The organism is Streptomyces sp. B1I3 (assembly GCF_030816615.1).
Classification (GTDB): Bacteria; Actinomycetota; Actinomycetes; order Streptomycetales; family Streptomycetaceae; genus Streptomyces.
The window spans coordinates 3,413,261-3,440,111 of record NZ_JAUSYD010000001.1 but is presented as its reverse complement, the minus strand read 5'-3'; the positions used below and the strand labels follow the sequence as shown (position 1 = coordinate 3,440,111).

Annotated in this window: 21 protein-coding genes; 11 read left to right on the top strand and 10 right to left on the bottom strand. The window is 71.2% G+C overall.

From position 1 onward, the window contains the following. Positions 1-16: 16 nt before the first annotated feature. From nuoE to recQ, 11 genes are all read left to right on the top strand, one after another. Positions 17-850 carry an NADH-quinone oxidoreductase subunit NuoE gene (gene nuoE / locus QFZ58_RS15685; RefSeq protein WP_307128877.1) on the top strand — a complete coding sequence of 278 codons (834 nt, stop codon included), beginning with the start codon at positions 17-19 and terminating at the stop codon, positions 848-850. Then, complete coding sequence (nuoF, locus tag QFZ58_RS15680; protein WP_307125536.1) at positions 850-2,214, top strand: NADH-quinone oxidoreductase subunit NuoF; 1,365 nt, start codon at positions 850-852, stop codon at positions 2,212-2,214. The genes nuoE and nuoF overlap by 1 nt, the downstream gene beginning before the upstream one ends. Beyond that, positions 2,211-4,718: an NADH-quinone oxidoreductase subunit G gene (locus QFZ58_RS15675; RefSeq protein ID WP_307125535.1), complete on the top strand. Its 2,508-nt coding sequence runs from the start codon at positions 2,211-2,213 to the stop codon at positions 4,716-4,718. The genes nuoF and QFZ58_RS15675 overlap by 4 nt, the downstream gene beginning before the upstream one ends. After that, a complete protein-coding gene (gene nuoH / locus QFZ58_RS15670) occupies positions 4,715-6,118 on the top strand; it encodes an NADH-quinone oxidoreductase subunit NuoH (protein WP_307125534.1) in 1,404 nt (467 codons plus the stop codon). The genes QFZ58_RS15675 and nuoH overlap by 4 nt, the downstream gene beginning before the upstream one ends. Then, positions 6,111-6,707: an NADH-quinone oxidoreductase subunit NuoI gene (gene nuoI / locus QFZ58_RS15665; protein WP_307125533.1), complete on the top strand. Its 597-nt coding sequence runs from the start codon at positions 6,111-6,113 to the stop codon at positions 6,705-6,707. The genes nuoH and nuoI overlap by 8 nt, the downstream gene beginning before the upstream one ends. Next, complete coding sequence (locus tag QFZ58_RS15660) at positions 6,704-7,540, top strand: NADH-quinone oxidoreductase subunit J (protein ID WP_307125532.1); 837 nt, start codon at positions 6,704-6,706, stop codon at positions 7,538-7,540. Before nuoI ends, QFZ58_RS15660 begins: the two co-directional genes overlap by 4 nt. Beyond that, positions 7,537-7,836, top strand: a complete 300-nt coding sequence (gene nuoK / locus QFZ58_RS15655) for an NADH-quinone oxidoreductase subunit NuoK (protein ID WP_069171239.1) — start codon at positions 7,537-7,539, stop codon at positions 7,834-7,836. Before QFZ58_RS15660 ends, nuoK begins: the two co-directional genes overlap by 4 nt. A gap of 12 nt (positions 7,837-7,848) precedes the next feature. Next, on the top strand, positions 7,849-9,795 hold the full coding sequence (gene nuoL / locus QFZ58_RS15650) for an NADH-quinone oxidoreductase subunit L (RefSeq protein WP_307125531.1): 1,947 nt from the start codon (positions 7,849-7,851) through the stop codon (positions 9,793-9,795). Between the two features lie 4 nt (positions 9,796-9,799). Next, entirely contained in the window at positions 9,800-11,371 is a 1,572-nt protein-coding gene (locus QFZ58_RS15645) for an NADH-quinone oxidoreductase subunit M (RefSeq protein WP_307125530.1), read from the top strand. Then, positions 11,368-13,032 (top strand): NADH-quinone oxidoreductase subunit NuoN, encoded by a 1,665-nt coding sequence (gene nuoN / locus QFZ58_RS15640; protein WP_307125529.1) that lies wholly within the window; start codon positions 11,368-11,370, stop codon positions 13,030-13,032. The genes QFZ58_RS15645 and nuoN overlap by 4 nt, the downstream gene beginning before the upstream one ends. A 123-nt stretch (positions 13,033-13,155) precedes the next feature. Further along, positions 13,156-15,186: a DNA helicase RecQ gene (gene recQ / locus QFZ58_RS15635; protein WP_307125528.1), complete on the top strand. Its 2,031-nt coding sequence runs from the start codon at positions 13,156-13,158 to the stop codon at positions 15,184-15,186. Positions 15,187-15,200: 14 nt separating this feature from the next. Here the strand turns inward: recQ and QFZ58_RS15630 are convergent, their stop codons facing one another. The 10 genes from QFZ58_RS15630 to QFZ58_RS15585 form a co-directional block, all read right to left on the bottom strand. Beyond that, a complete protein-coding gene (locus QFZ58_RS15630) occupies positions 15,201-15,809 on the bottom strand; it encodes a Uma2 family endonuclease (protein WP_307125527.1) in 609 nt (202 codons plus the stop codon). Positions 15,810-15,893: 84 nt separating this feature from the next. Then, positions 15,894-18,614, bottom strand: coding sequence for a fumarate reductase/succinate dehydrogenase flavoprotein subunit (locus QFZ58_RS15625; protein ID WP_307125526.1), 2,721 nt, complete (start codon positions 18,612-18,614; stop codon positions 15,894-15,896). A gap of 12 nt (positions 18,615-18,626) precedes the next feature. Then, complete coding sequence (locus tag QFZ58_RS15620) at positions 18,627-19,382, bottom strand: ABC transporter ATP-binding protein (RefSeq protein WP_307125525.1); 756 nt, start codon at positions 19,380-19,382, stop codon at positions 18,627-18,629. After that, positions 19,379-20,245 carry an ABC transporter permease gene (locus tag QFZ58_RS15615; protein WP_307125524.1) on the bottom strand — a complete coding sequence of 289 codons (867 nt, stop codon included), beginning with the start codon at positions 20,243-20,245 and terminating at the stop codon, positions 19,379-19,381. Before QFZ58_RS15615 ends, QFZ58_RS15620 begins: the two co-directional genes overlap by 4 nt. Then, on the bottom strand, positions 20,242-21,615 hold the full coding sequence (locus QFZ58_RS15610; RefSeq protein WP_307125523.1) for an ABC transporter substrate-binding protein: 1,374 nt from the start codon (positions 21,613-21,615) through the stop codon (positions 20,242-20,244). The genes QFZ58_RS15615 and QFZ58_RS15610 overlap by 4 nt, the downstream gene beginning before the upstream one ends. 15 nt (positions 21,616-21,630) lie before the next feature. After that, positions 21,631-21,858 (bottom strand): ferredoxin family protein, encoded by a 228-nt coding sequence (locus QFZ58_RS15605; RefSeq protein ID WP_307125522.1) that lies wholly within the window; start codon positions 21,856-21,858, stop codon positions 21,631-21,633. A 32-nt stretch (positions 21,859-21,890) separates the two neighbouring features. Continuing rightward, positions 21,891-22,661: a GntR family transcriptional regulator gene (locus tag QFZ58_RS15600; RefSeq protein WP_307125521.1), complete on the bottom strand. Its 771-nt coding sequence runs from the start codon at positions 22,659-22,661 to the stop codon at positions 21,891-21,893. 152 nt (positions 22,662-22,813) lie between these two features. Next, entirely contained in the window at positions 22,814-23,500 is a 687-nt protein-coding gene (locus tag QFZ58_RS15595) for a GPP34 family phosphoprotein (protein WP_307125520.1), read from the bottom strand. Then, a complete protein-coding gene (gene fahA / locus QFZ58_RS15590; protein WP_307125519.1) occupies positions 23,497-24,726 on the bottom strand; it encodes a fumarylacetoacetase in 1,230 nt (409 codons plus the stop codon). Before fahA ends, QFZ58_RS15595 begins: the two co-directional genes overlap by 4 nt. 126 nt (positions 24,727-24,852) lie before the next feature. Next, complete coding sequence (locus tag QFZ58_RS15585) at positions 24,853-26,847, bottom strand: CocE/NonD family hydrolase (RefSeq protein WP_307125518.1); 1,995 nt, start codon at positions 26,845-26,847, stop codon at positions 24,853-24,855. Between the last annotated feature and the right edge of the window lie 4 nt (positions 26,848-26,851).

Below are 26,851 nucleotides of genomic sequence, written 5' to 3'. Positions count from 1 at the left end.
AGAAGTCAGCCTGGGGATGCCGCAGCTCCCCGCCCCCGCCTACCCGGCCGAGGTGCGCACCCGGCTCGAGGCGGACGCGAAGGAGGTGATCGCCCGCTACCCGGGAAGCCGCTCCGCACTGCTGCCCCTGCTGCACCTGGTGCAGTCGGAGGAGGGGTACGTCTCGCGTACGGGCATGGCGTTCTGCGCCGAACTCCTCGGCCTCACCACAGCCGAGGTCACCGCGGTCGCCACCTTCTACACGATGTACCGGCGCCGGCCGAGCGGCGACTACCAGGTCGGGGTCTGTACCAACACCCTGTGCGCGGTCATGGGCGGCGACGCCATCTTCGACCGGCTCAAGGCCCACCTGGGCGTCGGCGACGACGGGTCCGACATGACAACTGAGGACGGCAAGGTCACCCTCGAACACATCGAGTGCAACGCGGCCTGCGACTTCGCGCCCGTCGTGATGGTCAACTGGGAGTTCTTCGACAACCAGACGCCCGAGAGCGCGACGCAGCTCGTCGACGACCTGATCGCCGGCCGGACCGTCGAGCCCACCCGCGGCGCCCCTCTGTGCACCTACAAGGAGACGGCCCGGATCCTGGCCGGCTTCCCCGACACGCGCCCCGGCGCCGTCGAGGCGTCCGGGGGAGCGGGCGCCGCCTCACTGGCCGGACTCAGGCTCGCCAAGGGCGAGGCGGGATCGCAGGCCCGGGTGGTCGGCCAGCGGGGCGAGGCGCCCCGGGACACACCGCCGCACGACCCGTCGCCGTCCGAGCACCTCAGCTCGCACGACGCGCCGCAGCAGACCTCGGCCTCCGACCCGGAGAACCCGGCCGGACCCGTAGCCGAGGAGGGGGAGTGATGACCTTGGCAGCCGAGATCGGCAAGAACGGGACCAGCCCGGAGAAGCTTCTGGCTCCCGTCCTGTCCGCCTTCTGGGACGAGCCGGAGTCCTGGACCCTGGAGACCTACCGGCGCCACGACGGCTACGAGGGACTGCGCAAGGCCCTCGCGATGTCGCCGGACGACCTCATCGCCTACGTCAAGGACTCCGGTCTGCGCGGACGCGGAGGCGCGGGCTTCCCCACCGGCATGAAGTGGCAGTTCATCCCGCAGGGCGACGGCAAGCCGCACTACCTCGTGGTCAACGCCGACGAGTCGGAGCCCGGAACCTGCAAGGACATCCCGCTCCTCTTCGCGAATCCGCACAGCCTCATCGAGGGCATCGTGATCGCCTGTTACGCGATCCGCTCCTCGCACGCCTTCATCTACCTGCGGGGCGAAGTCGTGCCCGTACTGCGGCGGCTGCACGAAGCCGTGCGTGAGGCGTACGAGGCGGGTTATCTGGGGGCGAACATCCTGGGTTCGGGACTCGACCTGGAACTCACGGTGCACGCGGGTGCCGGGGCGTACATCTGCGGAGAGGAGACCGCGCTGCTCGACTCCCTCGAAGGACGGCGCGGCCAGCCCCGGCTGCGGCCGCCCTTCCCCGCGGTCGCCGGCCTGTACGCCTGCCCCACCGTGGTGAACAACGTCGAGTCCATCGCCTCGGTTCCCGCGATCCTGCACAAGGGCAAGGACTGGTTCAGGTCCATGGGCAGCGAGAAGTCCCCGGGCTTCACGCTGTACTCGCTCAGCGGGCACGTCACCAGCCCCGGCCAGTACGAGGCCCCGCTCGGCATCACCCTGCGCCAGCTGCTCGACATGAGCGGCGGCATGCGGGCCGGGCACCGTCTGAAGTTCTGGACGCCCGGCGGCTCGTCCACCCCGATGTTCACCGACGAGCACCTCGACGTCCCCCTGGACTACGAGGGCGTCGGCGCCGCCGGATCCATGCTCGGCACCAAGGCACTGCAGTGCTTCGACGAGACCACCTGTGTGGTGCGGGCCGTCACCCGCTGGACGGAGTTCTACGCCCACGAGTCCTGCGGCAAGTGCACGCCCTGCCGCGAGGGCACCTACTGGCTCGTCCAGCTGCTCCGCGACATCGAGGCGGGCAAGGGGCAGATGGCCGACCTCGACAAGCTCAACGACATCGCCGACAACATCAACGGCAAGTCCTTCTGCGCCCTCGGCGACGGCGCCGCCTCGCCGATCTTCTCCTCGCTGAAGTACTTCCGCGAGGAGTACGAGCAGCACATCACCGGCAAGGGCTGCCCCTTCGATCCCGCCAAGTCGACCGTCTGGGCCGACGACAAGAACGCTCACCGGGGGGTGAACGCATGACAGTCACCACGAGTGCGCCCTCCGGGGGCGGCGAGGCGGCCATCCCGCCCGAGGACCTGGTCACGCTGACGATCGACGGCATCGAGATCAGCGTGCCGAAGGGCACCCTGGTCATCAGGGCCGCCGAACTCCTGGGCATCGAGATCCCGCGCTTCTGCGACCATCCGCTCCTCGACCCGGCCGGCGCCTGCCGGCAGTGCATCGTCGAGGTCGAGGGCCAGCGCAAGCCGATGGCGTCCTGCACCATCACGTGCACCGACGGCATGGTCGTGAAGTCGCAGATCACCTCGCCCGTCGCGGAGAAGGCCCAGAAGGGGGTGATGGAGCTCCTGCTCATCAACCACCCGCTGGACTGCCCGGTCTGCGACAAGGGCGGCGAGTGCCCCCTGCAGAACCAGGCGATGTCGCACGGCGGCACCGACTCCCGCTTCGACGGGAAGAAGCGCACGTTCGAGAAGCCCGTCCCGATCTCCCCCCAGGTGCTGCTGGACCGTGAGCGCTGCGTGCTCTGCGCGCGGTGCACCCGGTTCTCCAACCAGGTGGCGGGCGACCCGATGATCGAGCTCCTCGAGCGCGGCGCCCTCCAGCAGGTCGGTACCGGGCAGGGCGACCCCTTCGAGTCGTACTTCTCCGGCAACACCATCCAGATCTGCCCCGTCGGGGCGCTCACCTCCGCCGCGTACCGCTTCCGCTCCCGGCCCTTCGACCTCGTGTCGACGCCGTCCGTGTGCGAGCACTGCGCGGGCGGCTGCGCGACCAGGACCGACCACCGGCGCGGCAAGGTCATGCGGCGCCTGGCCCTCAACGACCCCGAGGTCAACGAGGAGTGGCTCTGCGACAAGGGCCGCTTCGGCTTCCGCTACGCCCAGCAGCGCGACCGGCTCACCACCCCGCTCGTGCGCAACGCGGACGGAGTCCTGGAAGCGGCGAGCTGGCCCGAGGCGCTGGCGGCCGCGGCGGCCGGCCTCTCGGCGGCTCGAGGCAGGGCCGGGGTCCTCACCGGCGGCCGGCTGACCGTCGAGGACGCCTACGCGTACAGCAAGTTCGCGCGGATCGCCCTCGACACCAACGACATCGACTTCCGGGCCCGGGTCCACAGCGGTGAGGAAGCCGACTTCCTGGCGGCGAGGGTGGCCGGGCGCGGACGCGACCTGGACGGCAGCGGGGGCACGTACACCTCGCTGGAGAACGCCCCGGCCGTTCTGCTGGCCGGCTTCGAGTCGGAGGAGGAGGCCCCCGGCGTCTTCCTGCGGCTGCGCAAGGCCCACCGGAAGCACGGGCAGCGGACGTTCGCCCTCGCCTCGCACGCCACGCGCGGCCTCGAGAAGGCGGGTGGAACGCTGCTCCCCGCCGCACCGGGCACCGAGACGGAGTGGCTGGACGCGCTCGCGGGCGGTGTCGGCCTGGAGGGTGACGGCGCCGTGGCTGCCGAGGCGCTCCACGGCGAAGGTGCCGTGATCGTGGTGGGCGAGCGGCTCGCCGGGGTGCCCGGCGCGCTGAGCGCCGCCGTACGCACCGCCGCGGCGACCGGCGCAGCGCTGGTGTGGATCCCGCGGCGGGCCGGTGAACGCGGTGCGCTGGAGGCGGGCGCGCTCCCGTCGCTGCTGCCCGGCGGCCGTCCGGCGACCGACCCGCGGGCCCGGGAGGAGGTGGCGTCCGTCTGGGGCGTCGCCCGGCTCCCCACCCGCTTCGGACGCGACACCGGCCAGATCGTGGAGGCCGCCGCCACCGGTGAGCTGGCCGCGCTGCTGGTCGCGGGTGTCGACCCCGAGGACCTGCCCGACCCGGCTCGGGCCCTGGAGGCGCTGGACGAGGTCGGCTTCCTGGTCTCGCTCGAACTGCGGCCCGGCCAGGTAACCGAGCGGGCCGACGTGGTCCTTCCGGTCGCCGCCGTCGCCGAGAAGCCCGGCACCTTCCTCAACTGGGAGGGACGGGCCCGGATGTTCGAGGCCGCGCTCAAGCCCGAGCAGCTGCCCCGTACGCTCTGCCCGACCGACGCGCGGGTCCTGCACATGCTCGCCGACGCGCTGGACGTACACCTCGCGCTGCCCGACCTGCGGGCGGCCCGCCGCGAGCTCGACCGCCTCGGCGGCCGGCCCGGCCCGTACGCCGACGACCCGCACGCGGTCTCCCGTCCGGTGCCACGGCCCGGCGACGGGGAGGCGGTCCTCGCGGGCCACCGCATGCTGCTCGACAGGGGCAGGCTGCAGGAGGGCGACGAGGCCCTGGCCGCCACCCGGCACGCGGCGCTCGCCAGGGTCTCCGCCACCACCGCGGCCGAGGCCGGGGTGAAGGACGGCGACCTGCTGGCCGTCACCGGCCCCACCGGCACGACCGAACTCCCGCTCGCGGTCACCGACATGCCGGACCGGGTGGTCTGGGTGCCGCTCAACTCCGTCGGCCGGGGCGTCCCCGCCGACACCGGCGCCCAGCCCGGCGGTCTGGTGCGGATCGGTCCGGCCGCACCGGGCTCCCACGTCGTGACATCGGAGGTAGGAGAGTGACCGCCCTCGCTCAACTCGCCGCGGCACCCCGGGGCACCGTCCTGGCAGCCGAGGACCTCTCGGTGTTCGGCACGGACACGTGGTGGCTCGTCGTCGTCAAGGCGGTGTTCTGCTTCGCGTTCCTGATGGTGACCGTGCTGTTCTCCATCGTCTGGGAGCGCAAGGTCGTCGCCTGGATGCAGCTGCGCATCGGCCCCAACCGGCACGGCCCCTGGGGCATGCTCCAGTCGCTCGCCGACGGCATCAAGCTGATGCTGAAGGAGGACGTCGTCGTCAAACGGGCCGACAAGGTCGTCTACGTCCTGGCACCGATCGTCGCCGCGGCACCCGCCTTCATGGCGATCGCGGTGATCCCGTTCGGCCCGTCCGGCAACGAGGTCTCGATCTTCGGCCAGCGCACGACGATGCAGCTGACCGACCTGCCGATCGCGATGCTGTACATCCTCGCGGTCGCCTCCGTCGGCATCTACGGCATCGTGCTCGCCGGCTGGTCCTCCGGATCGACGTACCCGCTGCTCGGCGGCCTGCGCTCCTGCGCCCAGATGATCAGCTACGAGATCGCGATGGGCGCCGCGTTCGCCTCGGTGTTCCTCTACTCGGGGTCGATGTCGACCTCGGAGATCGTCGCGGCGCAGGAGGACCGCTGGTTCATCATCCTGCTCCCGGTCTCCTTCATCATCTACGTCGTCACGATGGTCGGTGAGACCAACCGCGCCCCGTTCGACATGCCGGAGTCCGAGGGCGACCTGGTCGGCGGGTTCAACACCGAGTACTCGTCCATCAAGTTCGCGATGTTCATGCTCGCCGAGTACGTCAACATGGTCACCGTCTCCGCCGTCTCGGTGACCCTCTTCCTGGGCGGCTGGCGGGCTCCGTACCCGGTCAGCACCTTCTGGGAGGGCGCGAACCACGGCTGGTGGCCGATGCTCTGGTTTGTCATCAAGGTCCAGCTGCTCCTCTTCTTCTTCATCTGGCTGCGCGGCACGCTGCCCCGGGTCCGCTACGACCAGCTGATGAAGCTCGGCTGGAAGGTGCTCATCCCGGTCTCCGTGGTGTGGCTGATGCTGGTGGCCACGGTCAGGGCGCTGCGCAACGAGGGGTACGACTTCTCGAGGATCCTGCTGTACGTCGCCGGGGCCGTCATCGCGGTTCTGCTGGTCTCGTTCGTGGCCGACATCTTCCGCGACCGCAAGGCCAAGTCCGCCGAGGAGGCGGCCGGTCCGGAACCGGCGTTCGATCCGATGGCGGGCGGATACCCGGTGCCGCCACTGCCCGGCCAGACCCTGCCGCCGGTGCCGCGCCGCACGCCACGGCGCGAGCGGGAGCTCGTTGTCAGTGGCGGGTCGGATACTCAGAGTGACGACTCCGCGGGTAACGGAAAGGAGGCTGACGGTGTCTGAGTCATCGGAGCCCTCAGGGGACAAGTTCATGAATCCGGTGGCCGGCTTCGGCGTGACCTTCAAGGCCATGTTCAAGAAGCGGCTGACCGAGCAGTACCCGGAGACGCAGAAGGTGACGGCCCCGCGCTTCCACGGCCGCCACCAGCTCAACCGCCACCCGGACGGGCTGGAGAAGTGCGTCGGCTGCGAGCTGTGCGCGTGGGCGTGCCCCGCGGACGCGATCTACGTGGAGGGCGCGGACAACACCGACGAGGAGCGCTACTCCCCGGGGGAGCGCTACGGCCGCGTCTACCAGATCAACTACGCGCGCTGCATCCTGTGCGGGCTCTGCATCGAGGCCTGCCCCACCCGCGCCCTGACCATGACGAACGAGTTCGAGCTCGCCAACACCACCCGCGAGAGCCTCATCTACACCAAGGACGAGCTGCTCGCGGGTCTCGAGGAAGGCATGGTGGACAGCCCGCACGCGATCTTCCCCGGCATGGACGAACAGGACTACTACCGGGGCCTGGTGACCGAGGCCGCCGCCGGCACGGAACGCCAGAGGGCCGTCTCCGAGGAAGAAGCGGACAAGGAGGTGGACGCGTGAGTGCCACCCTGGCCGCAGCGGCCTCCGCCACCTCGACCGGCGAGGCCGTCCAGTTCTGGCTGCTCGGCACCGTCGCCGTCATCGGCGCGCTCTCCACCGTCCTCATGAGGAAGGCGGTGCACAGCGCGCTCTCGCTCGCCGGCACCATGATCGTGCTGGCGGTCTTCTACCTCGCCAACGGCGCCTACTTCCTGGGCATCGTCCAGGTCGTCGTCTACACCGGCGCGATCATGATGCTGTTCCTCTTCGTCGTCATGCTCGTCGGCGTCACGGCGGCGGACTCGCTGAAGGAGACCCTCAAGGGCCAGCGCTGGCTGGCCGCCGCGTGCGGGCTCGGTTTCGGCATCCTCCTGATCGCCGGTATCGGGCAGGCCTCCCTGACGAGCTTCAACGGCCTCGCCACGGCGAACGCCCGGCACGGCGGAAACGTCGAGGGCCTCGCCAACCTCATCTTCACCAAGTACGTGTTCGCGTTCGAGATCACCGGCGCCCTGCTGATCACGGCGACCGTCGGCGCGATGCTCCTCACCCACCGGGAGCGCACCGAACGCGCCAAGACCCAGCGGGAGATGTCCCAGGAGCGGGTGCGCAGCAACCACGTCCCGCCACTGCCCGCCCCCGGTGTCTACGCACGGCACAACGCCGTGGACATCGCGGGACTGCTCCCGGACGGCACCCCGTCCGAGCTCACCGTCATGCAGACGCTGCGCCGGCGCGGCCAGATCCGCGACGTGTCGAACGAATCGCTCGCCGACCTCAAGGCGCTGGAACAGCGCTCGGAGGAGCGGCTGGGCCGTGACCACGCAGAAGAAGAGGAGGAGGTCGCCAAGTGAATCCGGTCAACTACCTCTACCTCGCGGCCCTTTTGTTCACGATCGGCGCCTCCGGTGTGCTGATCAGGCGGAACGCGATCGTGGTGTTCATGTGCATCGAGCTGATGCTCAACGCCTGCAACCTCGCGTTCGTCGCGTTCTCCCGGATGCACGGCAACCTCGACGGCCAGATCATCGCGTTCTTCACGATGGTCGTCGCCGCCGCGGAGGTCGTCGTCGGGCTCGCGATCATCGTGTCGCTGTTCCGCTCACGCCACTCGGCCTCGGTCGACGACGCCAGCCTGATGAAGCTGTAAGGGGTCGCAGTCGTGGAAAACCTGATTGCGCTGCTGGTCGCGGCGCCCCTGCTCGGAGCCGCGGTCCTCTTGTGCGGCGGCCGGCGCCTCGACCGCGTCGGCCACTGGATCGGCACCCTGCTCGCCGGCGCGTCCTTCGTCGTCGGCGTCGTGCTGTTCACCGACATGCTGGGCAAGGGCGCCGAGGACCGGGCCCTGCACCAGAAGCTGTTCAGCTGGATCCCCGTCGAGGGCTTCCAGGCCGACGTGGCCTTCCAGCTCGACCAGTTGTCGATGACGTTCGTCCTGCTGATCACAGGCGTGGGCACGCTCATCCACATCTACTCGATCGGCTACATGGAGCACGACGAACGGCGCCGCCGCTTCTTCGGCTACCTGAATCTCTTCCTCGCCGCGATGCTCATCCTGGTCATCGCCGACAACTACCTCCTGCTGTACGTCGGGTGGGAGGGTGTCGGCCTGGCGTCGTACCTGCTCATCGGCTTCTGGCAGCACAAGCCCAGCGCGGCCACCGCCGCGAAGAAGGCCTTCCTGGTCAACCGGGTCGGCGACATGGGCCTGTCGATCGCGATCATGCTGATGTTCACCACCTTCGGCACCTTCGCCTTCGGCCCGGTGCTGGAAGCGACCGGGGAGACGGGCGAGGGCAAGCTCACGGCGATCGGCCTGATGCTGCTCCTGGCCGCCTGCGGCAAGTCGGCCCAGGTGCCGCTGCAGTCCTGGCTCGGTGACGCGATGGAGGGCCCGACCCCCGTCTCGGCCCTCATCCACGCCGCCACCATGGTGACCGCGGGCGTCTACCTCATCGTCCGCTCCGGCGCGATCTTCGACGGCGCACCGGACGCGCAACTCGTCGTCGTGGTCGTCGGCGCGGTCACGCTGATCTTCGGTGCCGTCGTCGGTTGCGCCAAGGACGACATCAAGAAGGCCCTCGCGGGTTCGACGATGTCGCAGATCGGCTACATGATCCTGGCCGCGGGCCTCGGCCCCATCGGGTACGTCTTCGCGATCATGCACCTGGTGACGCACGGCTTCTTCAAGGCCGGGCTCTTCCTCGGTGCCGGTTCGGTCATGCACGGCATGAACGACGAGGTCGACATGCGCAAGTACGGCGGTCTGCGGAAGTACATGCCGGTCACCTTCGTGACGTTCGGCCTCGGCTACCTCGCGATCATCGGCTTCCCCGGCCTGTCCGGCTTCTTCTCCAAGGACAAGATCATCGAGGCCGCGTTCGCCAAGGGGGGCACCGAGGGCTGGATCCTCGGATCGGTCGCCCTGCTGGGCGCCGCGATCACCGCGTTCTACATGACGCGCGTGATGCTGCTGACCTTCTTCGGCGAGGAGCGCTGGCGCCGTTCGGCGACTCCGTCGCCCGCCGAGCCGGATGTGGAGCCCGCCGCGGAGACGGCCGGTGAGCACAGCGAGCCGCACCCGCACGAGTCACCGAAGTCGATGACGATCCCGATGGTCGTACTCGCCTTCGGGTCGGTGTTCGCCGGCGGTTTCTTCTCCATCGGCGACCGGTTCATGCACTGGCTGGAGCCCGTCACCGGGCACGACCACGGCCACGCCCCGGTCGGCGCGAGCACCGTGACCGCCGCCACCATGGTGGTGCTCGTCGTCGGTGTCGCCATCGCCTGGGCCATGTACGGGCGCAGGCCCGTGCCGGCCGTCGCCCCGCGCGGTTCGCTGCTCACCAGGGCGGCCCGCCGGGACCTGCTCCAGGACGACTTCAACCACGTGGTCCTGGTCCGCGGCGGCGAACACCTCACCCGCTCCCTGGTCTACGTCGACCACACCCTGGTCGACGGCGTCGTCAACGGCACGGCCGCTTCCATGGGCGGGCTCTCCGGCCGGCTGCGCAAGCTGCAGAACGGCTATGCCCGCTCCTACGCGGTCTCGATGTTCGGCGGTGCGGCGGTCCTCATCGCCGCCACCCTGCTGATGAGGGCGGTCTGATCCCATGTCGTTTCCCCTCCTGACCGTGACGGCGGCGCTCCCGGCGATCGGCGCGATCGCCACCGCCGCCGTCCCGGCCGCACGGCGCACCGCGGCCAAATGGCTCGCGCTGGCCGTCTCGCTGGCCACGCTCGTCCTGACCGGCATCGTGTTCGCCCGCTTCGAACCGGGCGGCGACCGCTACCAGCTCACCGAATCGCACGCCTGGATCAAGGACTTCGGCGTCCGGTACGAACTGGGCGTCGACGGCATCGGGGTGGCGCTCCTCGCGCTCACCGCGCTGCTGATCCCCTTCGTCGTCCTGGCCGGCTGGCACGACGCCGACCCCCTGGAGACCTCGTCCTCGCGCTGGCGTCCCACCCAGGGCTTCTTCGCCCTGATCCTGATGGTGGAGGCGATGGTGGTCCTCTCCTTCGTGGCCACCGACGTCTTCCTCTTCTACATCCTCTTCGAAGCCATGCTCATCCCGATGTACTTCCTCATCGGCGGCTTCGGGGACCGGGCGCACTCGGGCAGCGACGAGAACGCGGCGGCGCAGCGCAGCTACGCGGCCGTGAAGTTCCTCCTCTACAACCTGGCCGGCGGCCTCATCATGCTGGCCGCCGTCATCGGGCTCTACGTCGTCGCGGGGAGCTTCTCGCTCTCGGAGATCGCCGAGGCCCGCGCCAACGGCTCGCTGGAGATGGCGACCGGCACGGAGCGGTGGCTGTTCCTCGGATTCTTCTTCGCCTTCGCGGTGAAGGCCCCGCTGTGGCCGCTGCACACCTGGCTGCCCAACGCCATGGGGGAGGCGACCACCCCGGTGGCCGTCCTGCTCACCGCGGTCGTCGACAAGGTCGGCACCTTCGCGATGCTCCGCTTCTGCCTCCAGCTGTTCCCGGAGGCCAGCAAGTGGGCGACGCCGGTGATCCTCGTACTGGCGCTGATCTCCATCATCTACGGGGCGCTGCTCGCCGTCGGCCAGCGCGACATCAAGCGGCTCATCGCTTACGCGTCGATCTCGCACTTCGGATTCATCGTGCTCGGCATCTTCGCGATGACCAGCCAGGGCCAGTCCGGTGCCACGCTCTACATGGTCAACCACGGGATCTCGACGGCCGCGCTGATGCTCGTCGCCGGATTCCTGATCACCCGCCGCGGTTCGCGGCTCATCGCCGACTACGGCGGGGTGCAGAAGGTGGCGCCCGTGCTGGCGGGGACCTTCCTGATCGGCGGCCTGGCCACCCTGTCACTGCCCGGACTCGCCCCGTTCGTCAGTGAGTTCCTCGTCCTGGTGGGCGCCTTCAGCGCCTACCCGGCGGTCGGGATCATCGCCACCGTGGGCATCGTCCTCGCCGCGCTCTACGTCCTGGTCCTCTACCAGCGGACGATGACGGGACCGGTCAGGGAGGGGGTGAGGGGTATGCCCGACCTCAGGGTCCGTGAGCTGGCCGTGGCCCTGCCGCTGATCGCGCTGCTGATCTTCCTGGGTGTCTTCCCGAAGCCCCTCACCGAGGTCGTCGACCCGGCGGTGCGGCACACCATGCACGACGTACAGAAGAAGGACCCCCAGCCCGAGGTGGAGGCCGCCAAGTGAGCGCAACAGCTGTCCACAGCCTGTGGACGACGGCGGGCGGGGTGACCTCGGCCGCCCCGGGCGACACGTTCACCGCACCGACCATCGAGTACGCCCAACTGGCGCCCGTCCTGATCGTGGTCGGCGTCGCCGTCCTGGGCGTCCTGGTGGAGGCCTTCGTCCCACGCCGGGCGCGGTACACCACGCAGGTGTTCCTGACCGTCGTCGCCCTCGCCGCCGCGTTCGCCGCGGTGGTGGGCCTGGCCGCCGACGGGTACGCCACGAAGAACGCGCACATCGCCGCGATGGGTGCCGTCGCGGTCGACGGTCCGGCCCTCTTCCTGCAGGGCACCATCCTGCTGGTCTCCATGGTCTCGGTCTTCACGTTCGCCGAGCGGCGCCTGGACCCGGCCTCGCACGGCAACCGCGTGGACTCCTTCGCCGCCCAGGCGGGGTCGGTCCCGGGGAGCGACAGCGAGAAGGCGGCGGTCAAGGCCGGCTTCACCACGACCGAGGTCTTCCCGCTGGTCCTCTTCTCCGTGGCGGGCATGCTCGTCTTCCCCGCGGCCAACGACCTGCTGACGCTCTTCGTCGCCCTGGAGGTCTTCTCCCTCCCGCTCTACCTGCTGTGCGCCATCGCCCGCCGCAAGCGGCTGATGTCGCAGGAGTCGGCGGTGAAGTACTTCCTGCTCGGCTCGTTCTCCTCGGCCTTCCTCCTCTTCGGGATCGCCCTCCTCTACGGCTACGCGGGCTCCGTCTCGTACGCCGGCATCGCCAACGTGGTCGACGGCACGGTCCAGCAGATCGACCCGGCACTCGCCGACACCATGGGCAACGACGCGCTGCTGCTGATCGGCGGGGCGATGATCCTCATGGGTCTGCTCTTCAAGGTCGGTGCGGTCCCGTTCCACATGTGGACCCCGGACGTCTACCAGGGCGCCCCCACCCCGGTCACCGGCTTCATGGCGGCGGCCACCAAGGTCGCGGCCTTCGGCGCCCTGCTGCGCCTGCTGTACGTGGTGCTGCCGGGCCTCACCTGGGACCTGCGCCCCGTCATGTGGGGCGTCGCGATCGTCACGATGCTGGGTGGTGCGATCGTCGCGATCACCCAGACCGACATCAAGCGGCTGCTGGCCTACTCCTCCATCGCGCACGCGGGCTTCATCCTCGCCGGCGTCATCGCGTCCAGCCCCGAAGGGATCTCGTCGGTCCTCTTCTACCTCGCGGTGTACTCCTTCGTGACCGTCGGCGCCTTCGCCGTCGTCACCCTGGTGCGCGACGCGGGCGGGGAGGCGACACATCTGTCGAAGTGGGCCGGGCTCGGCCGGCGCTCCCCGCTGACCGCGGCGGTGTTCGCGGTGTTCCTGCTGTCCTTCGCCGGCATCCCGCTCACCTCGGGCTTCTCCGGCAAGTTCGCCGTCTTCAAGGCGGCGGCGGACGGCGGCGCGTCCGGGCTGGTCGTGGTGGGTGTGATCTCGTCGGCCATCGCCGCGTTCTTCTACATCCGGGTCATCGTCCTGATGTTCTTCAGCGAACCGAAGGTGGACGGCCCCACGGTCGCCGTCCCGTCCCCGCTCACGATGACCACGATCGCGGTCGGCGTCGCCGTCACCCTGGTGCTGGGCATCGCCCCGCAGTACTTCCTCGACCTCGCGAGCCAGGCGGGGGTCTTCGTCCGGTAGGCGGAGCGAGGAGCGGTGCACACGCCGGACGGGCCTTGGGAAGTCAAGCCCGTCCGGCGTTGTCGTAGGAGGCGCCTATGGTTGCTGTGGACGGGTGCAGGACGGAACGGAACGGGCGGAACGATGAGTGTGACGACCGAGAGCGCCGCGCAGCAGACCCTGCACAAGGTGTTCGGGTACGAGGCGTTCCGCGGTGAGCAGGGCGCGGTGATCGAGCATGTCGTCGAGGGCGGGGACGCGGTCGTGCTCATGCCCACCGGCGGCGGCAAGTCGCTCTGCTACCAGATCCCCGCCCTGGTCAGGCCGGGGACGGGCGTGGTGGTCTCCCCGCTGATCGCCCTCATGCAGGACCAGGTGGACGCTCTGAGGGCACTCGGTGTCCGCGCGGGCTTCATGAACTCCACGCAGGACTTCGACGAGCGCCGCTCGATGGAGGCCCAGTTCGTGGCGGGCGAGCTCGACCTGCTGTACCTGGCGCCCGAGCGGCTGCGCCTGGACTCCACCCTGTCCCTCCTGGCCCGGGGTGAGATCTCCGTCTTCGCCATCGACGAGGCGCACTGCGTCGCCCAGTGGGGCCACGACTTCCGCCCCGACTACCTGGCCCTCTCCGTCCTGGGCGAGCGCTGGCCCGACGTGCCACGCATCGCGCTGACGGCCACGGCGACCGACGCCACGCACCGGGAGATCACCCAGCGCCTGGGCATGCCCGACGCCAGGCACTTCGTGGCCAGCTTCGACCGGCCCAACATCCAGTACCGCGTCGTGGGCAAGTCCGACCCGAAGAAGCAGCTGCTGACGTTCCTCAAGGAGGAGCACCCGGGGGACGCCGGCATCGTCTACTGCCTCTCGCGCAACTCCACGGAGAAGACCGCCGAATACCTCAGCCGTAACGGCATCGAGGCCGTGCCCTACCACGCGGGTCTGGACGCCGCGACGCGCGCCGCCCACCAGTCGCGCTTCCTCCGCGAGGAGGGCCTGGTCGTCGTCGCGACCATCGCCTTCGGCATGGGCATCGACAAGCCCGACGTCCGCTTCGTCGCCCACCTCGACCTGCCCAAGTCCGTCGAGGGCTACTACCAGGAGACGGGCCGTGCGGGCCGTGACGGGGCGCCTTCCACGGCGTGGATGGCCTACGGGCTCCAGGACGTCGTCCAGCAGCGCAAGCTGATCCAGGGCGGCGAGGGCGACGAGGCGTTCCGGCGCCGGGCGGCCTCGCACCTCGACTCGATGCTGGCGCTCTGCGAGACCGTGCAGTGCCGCCGCGCCCAGCTCCTGACGTACTTCGGCCAGGAACCCGGCGCGGAGAGCTGCGGCAACTGCGACACCTGCCTCACCCCGCCCGAGACCTGGGACGGCACGGTGGTCGCCCAGAAGCTGCTGTCCACCGTCGTCCGGCTGAAGCGGGAGCGCAACCAGAAGTTCGGCGCCGGGCAGATCATCGACATCCTGCTGGGCCGCAAAACCGCGAAGGTCATCCAGTTCGACCACGACCAGCTCTCGGTCTTCGGTATCGGCGAGGAGCTCGCGGAGGCGGAGTGGCGGGGCGTGGTGCGCCAGCTGCTGGCTCAGGGGCTGCTCGCGGTCGAGGGTGAGTACGGCACGCTGGTGCTGACCGAGGAGAGCGGTTCCGTGCTCGGCCGGGAGCGCGAGGTCCTGCTCCGCAAGGAGCCGAAGCGGCCGACGACCCGGTCCGGTGGTGGCCCGGGCGAGCGCAAGGCGAAGTCGGCCGCCGCGGTGGCCGACCTCCCGGCGGAGGCCGTCCCGGTCTTCGAGGCGCTGCGTGCCTGGCGCGGGGCGACGGCGAAGGAGCTGGGCCTCCCGGCGTACGTGATCTTCCACGACGCGACGCTGCGGGAGATCGCCGTCCTGCGCCCCGGCTCCCTGGCAGAGCTGGGCGGGGTCAGCGGACTCGGCGAGAAGAAGCTGGCGACCTACGGCGAGGGGGTGCTGGAGGTGCTGGCGGGGCTGGGCGACGCGGCCCCGCTCGCAGCCCCGGAAGCGGCTGCCCCCGCACGGGAGACGGTCGCCCCGCCTGCAGCGCCGGAAGCGGGCGTCCCCGCACCGGCCCGGGCACCGGCCCCGGCGGCTCAGCCCGCCGCCGGGACACCGGACCCGGAGTTCGGCTGGGACGAGGAGCCGCCCGAGTACGAGTGAGCTGGGGCGGGTCCCTACCGGGGGTCCGCCGCCCGGCGGCGGGAGACGATCGCGGTCAGGTCGAGATCGAGGGGAAAGGGCGCGGAGATCTTCATCTGATCGTGGAAGATCCCGGTGGATGTGTATACGCCGGTGGCGGGTTCCAGCTCGAAGACGTAGACGACCGTGCGGCCGTCCTGGTTCTCCACCCGCCAGTAGTGAGGGATTCTCGCGCGCGCGTACTTCACGGGTTTGGTCTCCCGGTCACGGGTGACGGACTCGTCGGACACGACCTCGATGGCCAGCACCACACTGTCTGCGGGGAACCGCGTCTGCCGCAGGCTCTCGACCGCGTCCGCACGGACGACGACGACATCGGGTTCAGGCCGGTTCTGGAAGTCGACGTCGATGGTGAACTCGCGAAAGACTTCCAGGTCGAGTGGCGCGACCGACTGCAACTGCCACTTGAGATAGTCGATTGCACGCTCATGGAACACGGTCTGCGGACTCACGAAAACGAGGCTCCCGTCGATCAGCTCCGTGTGCGGAGGCAGATTCGGGAGTGTGTCCAGGTCATCGGCGGTCCAGCCGCCCACGGGCGGGACCGCCCACCGCGGCTGGGGGGCCTCGGGTTCGATGCTCATCAGTGCTCCCATGAACGCAGTCTCGCGGGTCTGTTCAGCGTATCCGCAGGCAACGAGATGGGGTCCCCCGCACGTGCGAACGCCTCACGCCCCGTTGACCGCCGCACCCCTGGCCGCATAGGCACGCACGTCCGCGTCCGGGTCGGTGAGCACCCCGGCCAGGGCCTCCCGGGCGGCGTCGTGGGACGTGTGGTGCAGCAGCGCCAGGACCGCCGCCTTCCGGACGTCGGCGTTCGGGTCTCCCAGCGCCCCGGCCAGCGCCGCGACAGCCGGAACCGGGTCCGCAGACGAGAGCGCCGCCGCCGCTCCTGCCCGGACCTGCCAGGCCGGATCCGTCAATGCCGCAGTGGCCCGGACGGCGTACGGCGCGGGGCATCCCGTCGCGGCGAGCGCCGCCAGGGCTGCGGCCCGCACCAGCGGGTCCGGGTCCTCGAGCAGTGGTGTCAGCGGTTCCGGGCGGGGGGACCGCGTGGCCCCGAGGCCCTTCGCGACGGCCACCCGGACCTCGCGGGACGGGTCGGTCACCGCTTCGGCCAGCAGATCGGCCGCGTCCACCGAGACCAGCGCGCTCACCGTGTGGAGGCGTACGGCGATGTCGGGATCGCCGAGCGTGCCCGCGAAGAGCTCCGCCTCCCCCAGCCGCAGCGCCCGCAGGGTGTCCAGCGCCGTGGCCCGGACGACCGGGTCGTCCGAGCCGAGGGCCGCCACCAGCGGTTCCCGGAGGGCCGGCTCGGCCGGCAGTACCTCGACCAGCTCCCGCAGCGAGGCGGCGGCCGCCGCCCGCACCGACGGCGCCGGGTCGGCGAGCGTCGCCGCCAGCGCCGGTCCCGCGCCCGCAGGGGTCGACTCGGTGAGCGCGGCCACGGCGGCCCGCCGGACCGCCGGGTCGGAGTCGGTCAGATACGGGGCGAGGTCGGGCAGCTCCGGCTGGTCCTCGGCCAGCGCGAGGAGTTCCAGGATGCGGGGGGACGGGCCGGCGGGGTCGGAGGCGGCGGCCCTGGTGCGCACGGTCGCCGTCGATCCGGACGGGGCCGACTCGCGTGCTCCCGCCGTCGCGACCTGTTCCGCCTCGACCTCGCCCAGTTCCCTGGACGCCCCGCCGACCGGCTCGAAACCGTCCACCGGCACGAGGTACGGCGCCACCGGCCGCGCCGTGAACTCCATCGCGCCCGAGGCCGACTTGCGCAGGTCGAGGTGGTGGAACCAGTCCGTGTCGTCGCGCTCGGGATGGTCCGTACGCTCGTGGTAGAGCCCCCAGCGGGACTCCGTGCGGGCCAGCGAGGAGCGCGCCGCCATCTCCGCGCAGTCCCGGATGAAGCTCACCTCCGCGCACCGCATCAGCTCGTGCGCGGAAGTCGCCCCCATCTCCGCGATGTCCGTGCGCATCCGCTCGAAGGACTCCAGGGCGAGCGAGAGCCGTGCCCCCGACTTGGGCGGGGCCACGTAGTCGTTCACGAAACGGCGCAACTTGTACTCGACCTGGGTCTGCGGCGGCCCCTCCCGGTTGCGCAGCGGCCGGTAGATCAGCTCGTGGGCCTCGCGCAGCTGCTCCGCGGGCAGTTCGCCCTCGTACGCGGTGTACTGCGAGGCGTCGGCGCCGGCGAGATCGCCGAAGACGAACGCGCCGATCATGTAGTTGTGCGGGACGCACGCCAGGTCCCCGGCCGCGTAGAGGCGCGGCACCGTCGTGCGGGCCCGGTCGTCGACGCGGACGCCGGAGGCCGAATGCCCGCCGCACAGGCCGATCTCGGAGATGTGCATCTCGATGTCATGCGTGCGGTAGTCGTGGCCACGGTTCGCGTGGAACGTGCCCCGTGTGGGCCGTTCCGTGGTGTGCAGGATGCTCTCCAGGGCGCTGACGGACTCCTCGGGCAGGTGGCTCAGCTTCAGGTACACCGGTCCGCGGTCCGAGGCGACCTCCGCCGCGAACTCCGCCATCATCTGCCCCGACCAGTAGTCGGAGTCGACGAACCGCTCGCCGTGCCGGTTCACCTGGTAGCCGCCGAAGGGATTGGCCACGTAGGCGCAGGCCGGCCCGTTGTAGTCCTTGATCAGCGGGTTGATCTGGAAGCACTCGATGCCGGTCAGCTCGGCCCCCGCGTGGTACGCCATGGCGTAACCGTCGCCCGCGTTGGTGGGGTTCTCGTACGTGCCGTAGAGGTATCCCGAAGCGGGCAGGCCGAGCCGCCCGCACGGTCCCGTGGCGAGGACGACGGCTCCGGCGCGCACGGTGACGAACGCACCGGTACGCGTGTTGAAGGCCGCGGCGCCGATCGCCCGGCCGTCGTCTCCGGTGAGGATGCGGACCGGCATCACCCGGTTCTCGATCCGGATCCGCTCCCGCATCTCCCGGCGCCGCAGCTGCCGGTAGAGGACCTTCTTGACGTCCTTGCCCTCGGGCATCGGCAGTACGTACGAGCCGGAGCGGTGCACCTGCCGGACGGCGTACTCCCCGTGCTCGTCCTTCTCGAACTTCACCCCGTACGACTCCAGCCGCTGCACCATGCCGAACCCGCGCTCGGCGGTCTGCCGGACGGTGGACTGGTCGACGATGCCGTCGTTGGCACGGGTGATCTCGGCGACGTAGTCGTCGGGTTCGGCCCGGCCGGGGATCACGGCGTTGTTGACGCCGTCCATGCCCATGGCGAGGGCGCCCGAGTGGCGGACGTGCGCCTTCTCCAGCAGCAGGACGGAGGAGCCGTGTTCGGCGGCGGTGAGCGCGGCCATCGTGCCGGCCGTGCCGCCCCCGACGACCAGGACGTCGCAGGAGAGTTCCTCGGCGTCGGCGAGGGCGGGGATCTGCACGGTCGGAGCCTTTCAGGAGGAGGTGGCGGGGGTGAGGGACTGCAGGACCTCGCGGCGCAGCGCGACGGTCGCCGGATCGGCGTGCGCGGCGCGTTCCCGGGGACGCGGCACGTCCAGGACGCGCCCGGAGGGCAGCAGCGCGACCCGGTCGCCGAGGAACAGGGCCTCGTCGACGTCGTGCGTGACGAAGACGACCGTGGCGCCCGTGCCCCGCAGGACGTCGACGAGCAACTGCTGCATGCCGGCCCGGGTCTGGGCGTCCAGCGCGCCGAAGGGTTCGTCCATCAGGACCGCGCGCGGCTCGGCCGCCAGGGCGCGGGCCAGCTGGACGCGCTGGCGCTGGCCGCCGGAGATCCGGTGCGGCAGCTTGGTGCCGTGGCCGTCCAGGCCGACCCGGGCCAGCCAGGACTCGGCGCGCGTCCTGCGCTCGCCTCGGGCGACGCCCCGGATGGCCAGGGGCAGTTCGACGTTGGCCCGCGCCGTGCGCCAGGGCAGCAGGGCGTCGTCCTGGAAGACGAGGGCCCGCTCGGCGTGGGGCGCGGTGATCGCCTCGCCGTCCTGGGTGACGTCGCCGCCGAGGACGGGCAGCAGCCCGGCCAGGGTGCGCAGCAGTGTGGACTTGCCGCAGCCGGACGGGCCGACGACGGCGAGGATCTCGCCGGGCACGACGTCGAGGTCGATCCCGTCGAGCACGGGGGCCCCGGCCCGGCCCAGCACGGCGCGGCGCAGGCTCAGCCGGACGCCCGGGGGAGTAGTGGGCGAGGTCATGGGTGCACCCGTTCCTTCGGCAGGGGGACCGGCACTGCCACCGGGGGCACGGCCCGGGCCCGGTGCCGCGCGGGGGAGGGGGGCCGGTTGCCCTCCGTGCGCGGCAGCCACCGGGTGAGCCGGCGGCCCAGCAGCTCCACCGCCGTGGAGGTGAGCCGGCCGAGGAGGCCGATCGTGGCCATGCCGACGAAGACCCCCGGATAGTCGACGACCGTGTAGTCCTGCCAGGTGCGGTAGCCCACCCCGTACTCTCCGGAGATCATCTCGGCGGAGATCACACAGATCCATGCCACGCCGATGCCGACGGAGAGCCCGCCGAATATGCCGGGGAGCGCGCCGGGCAGGACGACGGAGCCGAGGATCCGCCACCGGCCGCCCCCCATCGTCAGGACCGCCTCCTCCCACATCGGGGTGAGCGCCCGTACCGCGTGCCGGGTGGAGACCATGACGGGGAAGAACGCCGCGGTGCAGGTGATGAAGACGATGCCCTGCTCGTTGCTGGGGAAGAGCAGGATCGCCACGGGCACGAGGGCGATCGCCGGTACGGGGCGGATCACTTCGAGCACGGGGTCCAGCAGGTCCGAGGCCACCCTGGACCGGGCGACGGCCGTGCCGACCGTCACGCCGAGGACGGCGGCCAGCGCGAACCCGGTCACGATCCTGGTCAGGCTGTCGGTGAGGTCCTGCCAGTACGCTTCACCGCCCACCCGGTCCCCGAACGCCCGGGCCACATCGGTCACCGTGGGGAACTGCTCGAAGCGCAGCCAAAGATCGACGTCGTAGGAGGTCAGGAGCTGCCAGGTGCCCAGTGCGGCCACCAGCGACAGCACCCGCAGCACCACCGACCACCGCCGCGCCCTCATGACGCGCGGGCCAGGTCGAGCGCGGTGGCGTACGGGACGACACGGGCGCCGGGATGCGCGGCGATGTCCGCGCGGGCCGCGGAGCCGGTGACGTACGGCCGGAGCTCCGTCCCGTCCGACACCCAGACCGCCCGGTCCGCGAACCACAGGGTCCCGGTGCTCGCGTCGGGGACGTACGCGGCGCGCACCCGGCCCCCGTGTCCGGCGGTGTACCGCAGGACCTCGGCGGCAGTGGCGAACGCCGACGTGGTGTCCTCGCCCTTCAGCCAGACCTCGCCGCCGCGTGCGACGGGCGGACCGGCAGCCCGCGCCTTCGCGTAGGCGGAGCCGTACACCCGCTTCAGGTAGGTCTCGTCGACGAAGGAGTCGACGTCCACGTCCCCGACCAGCTTCGCCGAACGCAGGACCGGGACGTCCTTCTTCAGCGCGGCCACCAGCGCGGGCTTCACCGTCGGGTCGAAGGTGGCGATGCCCTGGGCGCCGTTGTACAGGTGGACGACCTCGGCCGGGAGGCCCGTCGCCTTCGCCACCGACTCGGAGGCCGCCACCGGGTGCTCGTGCAGGTAGTCGGTGGCCCGGCCCTGCGCCCGGAGGAAGTCCTCCAGCACGGCGGGCCGCTCCTTGGCGAAGTCCTCGACGACGGTGACCCCGTGGAAGGTCGGGAGATTCAGCTCCGCGCCGTCGTAGAGGGCCTTCGCCCGGCCCTGGAAGGCCAGCAGGCCGGGCCACGCCACGAACTGCGACAGGGCGTCGGCGCTGCCCGCCTGGAGTGCCGACGCCCCCACCGCGGGCTGCTGGTTGAGCTTGCGGATGTCCTTCTCCGGATCGATTCCGGCCTGCCGGAGCGCGCGGACGAGTGTTCCGTCGGCGGCCGAACCGACGCTCGTGGAGACCTTCTTGCCACGCAGGTCCTCCAAGGAACCGAGAGCCGAGTCGGGCCCGGTCACCACGGTGTTCAGGCCGCCGCGCAGGTTGTAGCCGGTGACCGACACCAGCTTCGTCGGACGGTTCAGCTGCTTGCCGCGGGCCGCGTTGATCAGCAGCGGGAAGTCGCCCATCGAACCGATGTCGATCTTCCCCGCGGTCATCTGGGCGGTGATCGGCGCGCCGGTCGCGTAGTCCTGCCACTTCACCTCGTACGTGACGCCCTCCCGCTCACCGCGGGCGCGCAGTTCGTCCTCGAAGTAGCCGAGCGAGCGCAGCAGGGTGCCCGCCGTGACGGTGTTGATGGTCCTGGACTGGTAGCCGACGGTCACCGTGACCGTGTCACCGTCACCCGCGCTCGCCCCGCCGCCGCAGCCCGCCGTGAGCGGGACGAGGAGAGCGGAGGCCAGCAGGGCCCCGGCAGTACGGCTTGCCGTGCGTCGCATGGGAGGAGGAGCCTTTCACCGCAGGAGATAGGGCATGTTGACCGTGACCGCGTCGGTGGGACACCGGGCCGCGCACGGGCCGCAGTACCAGCACTCGTCGACGTGCATGTACGCCTTGCCGCTGGCCGGGTCGATGGCCAGGGAGTCGAGCGGGCACATGTCGACGCAGAGGGTGCAGCCGTCGATGCACTTGGACTCGTCGATGGTCACGGGCACGTCGGCCCGCTGGGGCGCCAGAGGCATGGCGGTCTCCAGGAAAGAAGGGATGAGGGGACTCAGTCGGACCTGTGCAGCAGGCCGCTCATGCTGATGCGGTCGCCGCGGAACCGGATGAACTCCAGGTCCACGGGGCGGCCGTCATCGAGGTGGGTGAGCCGTTCCAGCATCAGGACGGCGGAACCCTGCGGGACCTCCAGCACGGCGGCGGAGTGCGCGTCGGCGTTGACGGCCTCCATGGTGATCTCGGCGGTGCCGAGCGGCTGCCCGGCGAGGGACTCCAGCAGCCGGAAGACGTCGGTGTTCTCCAGGTCGCAGCCGAGCAGGCCGGTCCCGAGGTCCAGGGGGACGTAGGTGAGGTCGAGGGAGAGCGGCAACCCGTTCAGCAGCCGCCGCCGCTCGATGTAGAGCACGTCCGTGTGCTCCGCGATGTGCAGTCGCCGTGCGACGGGCCCCGGCGCCGGCACGGGGCCGACGGTACGGACCTCGTTGGTGACCCGGCCGTGTCCGCGGAGGGTCTCGGCCAGCCCTTGGAGCCGGTCGAGGCGGTGCGGGTACTTCTCGCCGACGACGACGGTGCCGACGCCGGGCTGACGTTCCACCAGACCCTCGGCGCGCAGCAGATCCAGGGCCTGGCGGACGGTGTTGCGCGAGACGCGGTAGTCGCTGCCGATCGCGTCCTCGAAGGGCAGCACACCCCCCGGGAAGCCGCCGGTGCGCAGCTGATGGCGCAGCAGGTCGGCCAGCAGCCGGGCATGGTCCGCGCGCAGCCGGCGCCGACGGGCGGCGGCGACGGGCACGGTGTGCTCACGGGTGCGTTCGGCTGGCATGCGCTGGACCATACCGACGGCGTGCCCGCGGTGGTGTTGCCACAGTGTTGCGCCACCTGAGGATCCGGGACGCACCGCTGTGACCTGCTGTTTTCAGTCCGGTCGGCGAAGATCTGCCACTCGGGCGACCACCCTTCGGACACTGGGGGGCGTCAGTCGCCGCCGCCCCCGCCGCCGTCTCCGCCTCCGCCGCCGTCTCCGCCACCGGCCTGGGCGGCCTTGTCCTGGCGCACGTTGCGGTGCACGGCCGCCGCCGGCCACTCCTCACGGGCCAGGGCCCGCACCGCCGCGCGCGTGCGGCGGTCACCGTGCCTCACCACCGACGGCAGCTCGACCGCCGCGCCCAGAGCCGCGAGCAGCCGGCTGCGGCGGTCGGGATGACCCGCCGCACGGGAGGCATCGAAGCGTTGCCGCACCTCCTCCGCGGGCGAGGCGGAGCCCGCCGGGTGGCGGTGGTACGGGAACAGGCCGAGGAAGCGGTGGGTCTCCCTGCGCAGCACACCGCGCTCCACGAGCGCGTCCAGGTAGAGCCCTTCGGCACGCCGCCCCGACTGCCGCACCCAGCGCCGCGCCGACACCCCCGAGCCGAATCGGCCCTTACCGGGTGGCGGGAGGCTGCGCAGGAACACCGCGAGCAGCGGGTCCGGCGGGTCGAGCGGATTGACGACCACCACCCGGCCGCGCTTCTCGGCGATCCGGCCCTGGAGCTCCAGCTCCGCCAGCGCGGCCCCGGCGATTCCGTACTCCAGGAACCGGCCGCGGCAGTACGGCTTGCCGCGTACGGGATCCAGGGCGAGCAGCAGCAGCTCCTCGGGGAGCGTGGGCGCGGGGGTGGTCACGTTGCCGGCACGATCCGTCCGGTGACCTCGCCGAGCCCGACCCGCGTGCCGTGCGGTCCGGGCGCCCAGGCGGTCAGGGTGACCGTGTCGCCGTCCTCCAGGAACGTCCGCCTGCCCTCGGGCAGGTCCAGCGGGTCGCGGCCGTTCCACGTCAGTTCGAGAAGGGAGCCGCGCTGTCCGGGCTCCGCGCCGCTGACCGTGCCGGAGCCGTACAGGTCACCGGTCCGCAGCGAGGCGCCGTTCACCGTCATCTGGGCCAGCTGCTGGGCGGCCGTCCAGTACATGGAGGCGAACGGCGGCTCGGAAACCGTCCGGCCGTTGATCGCGACGGAGATCCGGATGTCGAAGCCGCCGGGCTCCTCCTCGTCCGTGTCGTCGAGGTAGGGCAGCAGGTCGAGGTCGCGGGCGGGCGGTGCCGTGCGGGCCGCGTCCAGGGCCTCCAGCGGGGTCACCCACGCGGAGACGGAGGTGGCGAAGGACTTGCCCAGGAACGGCCCGAGCGGGACGTACTCCCAGGCCTGGATGTCCCGGGCCGACCAGTCGTTGAGCAGGCCGATCCCGAAGACGTGCTCACGGAAGTCGCCGAGCGCGACGGGGGAGCCCTGCTCGGAGGGCACACCGACGACGAAGCCGACCTCGGCCTCGATGTCCAGCTTCACCGAGGGGCCGAAGACCGGGGCCGGGTCGGTGGGCGCCTTGCGCTGCCCGGAGGGGCGCACCACGTCCGTGCCCGAGACGACGACCGTGCCGGCCCGCCCGTGGTAACCGATCGGGAGGTGCTTCCAGTTGGGGGTGAGTGCCGCGCCGTCCGGGCGGAAGATCCTGCCGACGTTCGTGGCGTGGTGCTCGCTGGCGTAGAAGTCGACGTAGTCCGCGACCTCGTACGGCAGGTGCAGGGTCACCGAGTCCACGGGGTGCAGCAGGGGCTCGACGTCCGGCCGGTGGGCCGGCACGGTCACCCAGGCCGTGATCGCCCGCCGGACGTCCCGCCACGCCGTGCGCCCCGCCGCGAGGAGCGGCATCAGGTTCGGCCGGGCCAGCAGCCGGGCGTACGGCGAACCGAGCGCGTGGGCGGCCGCTCCGGCGTCCAGCACATGCCCGCCGATGCGGACACCGACCCTGCGGTCGTGCGGGTGTTCGGGGGTGGAGAACACGCCGTACGGAAGGTTGTGCGGACCGAAGGGGTCGCCCTCGGCCAGATCGAGCGGGCTGCTCTGCTCGGGCATCTGTTGCTGCCTCGCTTTCCAGGTCGCTTGGGGGACACGTTACGTCGGTCGGGCCGGCCGGTGGCAGGGCCTCAAGTAGGCGTGATGCCCGGAAAGTTACCCCCTGGTCCCGTATGGGGCCCGCCGTCACCCCGCCGTGCGCGGGATCCGCTTCTCCCAGGTCCGGTGGAAGACGATCTCGTCGCCGTCCTTGCAGACGACCTCGTCGGACGTGATGAAGTCGTTCCCGTCGGCACCGGTCTCCGACCGGGTCTCGATGCGCACGTCCCAGGACATCTCCGGCCGGTGCAGCCGGATCGTCCAGTCCGAACGGGCCCGGGCCGACAGCGGGTCGTCCTCCTGGATCGTGTACGTCTCCACCGCGTCCTCGGTGTACTCCAACCCGTCCGGGTGGACACGCGTGCCGCCGTAGCGGGGATCGACCTCCAGGCGCCACTCGCCCTTGGCGACGTCCCGGACCACCAGGCGCTCGGGGCGCTGTTCGTCGAGCGTGACCGGGAAGACGACGTTGAGCGGTTGTGACTGCTCCGGTTCGCCGAAGGTGATGGCCGGGTCCTCGGTGTGCCGGCGCACCGGGAGTTCGACGAGGCTCCCGTCCGCCTCGAGCGTGAAGCCGTCCGAACCCGCCTGCGGCCAGATCCACGGCCAGTACGCCGACGAGACGGCCAGCCTGATCCGGTGGCCGGGCGGAAAGGTGTGCCCGATGCCGTTGAGTTCGAAGGTCACGTCCTCGGTCTCCCCGGCCGGCCAGTCGTCGCACCGCTCGCGCCCGTGGCGGGCCGAGAGATTGAGGACCCCGCAGGTCACCAGGGTCGACGCGCCGTCGGGGGACACGTCGCAGAGCCGGGCGACGGCCTGGCCGCGCGGCACGTCCATACGGATGCGGAGCCTCACCCGGGGCCTGCCGAGGATCTCGATCGGCGCCTCCTCGACCGGGAACTCGAAGCACACCGACTTGGCGTCCTCGTCGCGCTGGTCCGGCGGCAGGTCGGCCTCGTTGCCGAACGGGACGAAGCGGCCGGCGTCCAGCCCGGTCCGCTGCGGCGAGCGGACGGTCTGCGGGCCGCCCTGGAGGGCGTACGCGACGGTGGCGACGTTCGCCGACGGCCAGGTCGCGTCACCGACCCAGCGCCCGGGCAGCGTCTCGTACGCCGTGGCCGGACGGTGCGAACCGCTGATCCAGGACCGCAGGAGGGGCTCGTTCATCACCCCGGTGTCCTTGTCCTTGAGGTGCTGGTCCCACCAGCGCAGCGTCTCCTGCAGGAAGCCGATCGCGGGGCCGGGGGGCAGCCCGCGGTCCGGGTACTGGTGCGACCAGGGGCCGATGAGCCCGCGCACCTTGCCGGGGTCCAGGTGTTCGACGAGCCGCAGGACGGTGTCGCGGTAGGGGTCGTGCCAGCCGCCCACCGCCAGCACGCTCGCCTCGACGGCGCCGTAGTCCTCGCAGACGCTGCCGTGCTTCCAGTAGTCGTCACGGGTCTGATGAGCCAGCCAGGTGTGGATGAACGGCTCCACGGCCTCCAGCCGCCCCAGCCACATGTCCCTCCAGTCGTCGCCGACGTCCGCGGGGTCCGGAGGGCGGCAGACGAAGGCCAGCATGGTGGCGGCCCAGGCGTGCATGTCGACGCCGAGGACGGAGCCCCCCATGTAGTGGACGTCGTTGTCGTAGCGGTCGTCGGCCGAGCAGACGGTGACGACCGCCTTCAGGGGCTCAGGGGCGAGGGCGGCGATCTGCAGCGAGTTGAAGCCGCCCCAGGAGATGCCGAACATGCCGACCCGGCCCGAGCACCACTCCTGCCGGGCGAGCCAGTGCACGACGGCGACCCCGTCGGCCAGCTCGGTCGCGTCGTACTCGTCGCCCGGCATCCCCTCGCTGTTGCCGTGCCCGCGCACGTCCACGCGTACGGAGGCGTAGCCGTGACCCGCGTACCAGGGATGGCGCTGCCAGTCCCGCGGCGCCGTCCGGTCGCTCAGCCGGTACGGCAGGTACTCCAGCAGCGCGGGCACGGGTTCGTCGGTGACCGGCCGCCAGATCCGTGCGTACAGCTGGGTGCCGTCCGGCAACGGGATGTAGAGGTCCTCGTGGGTCGTCTCGTACGGGAACTCGGTGCGGATCTGCATGGCG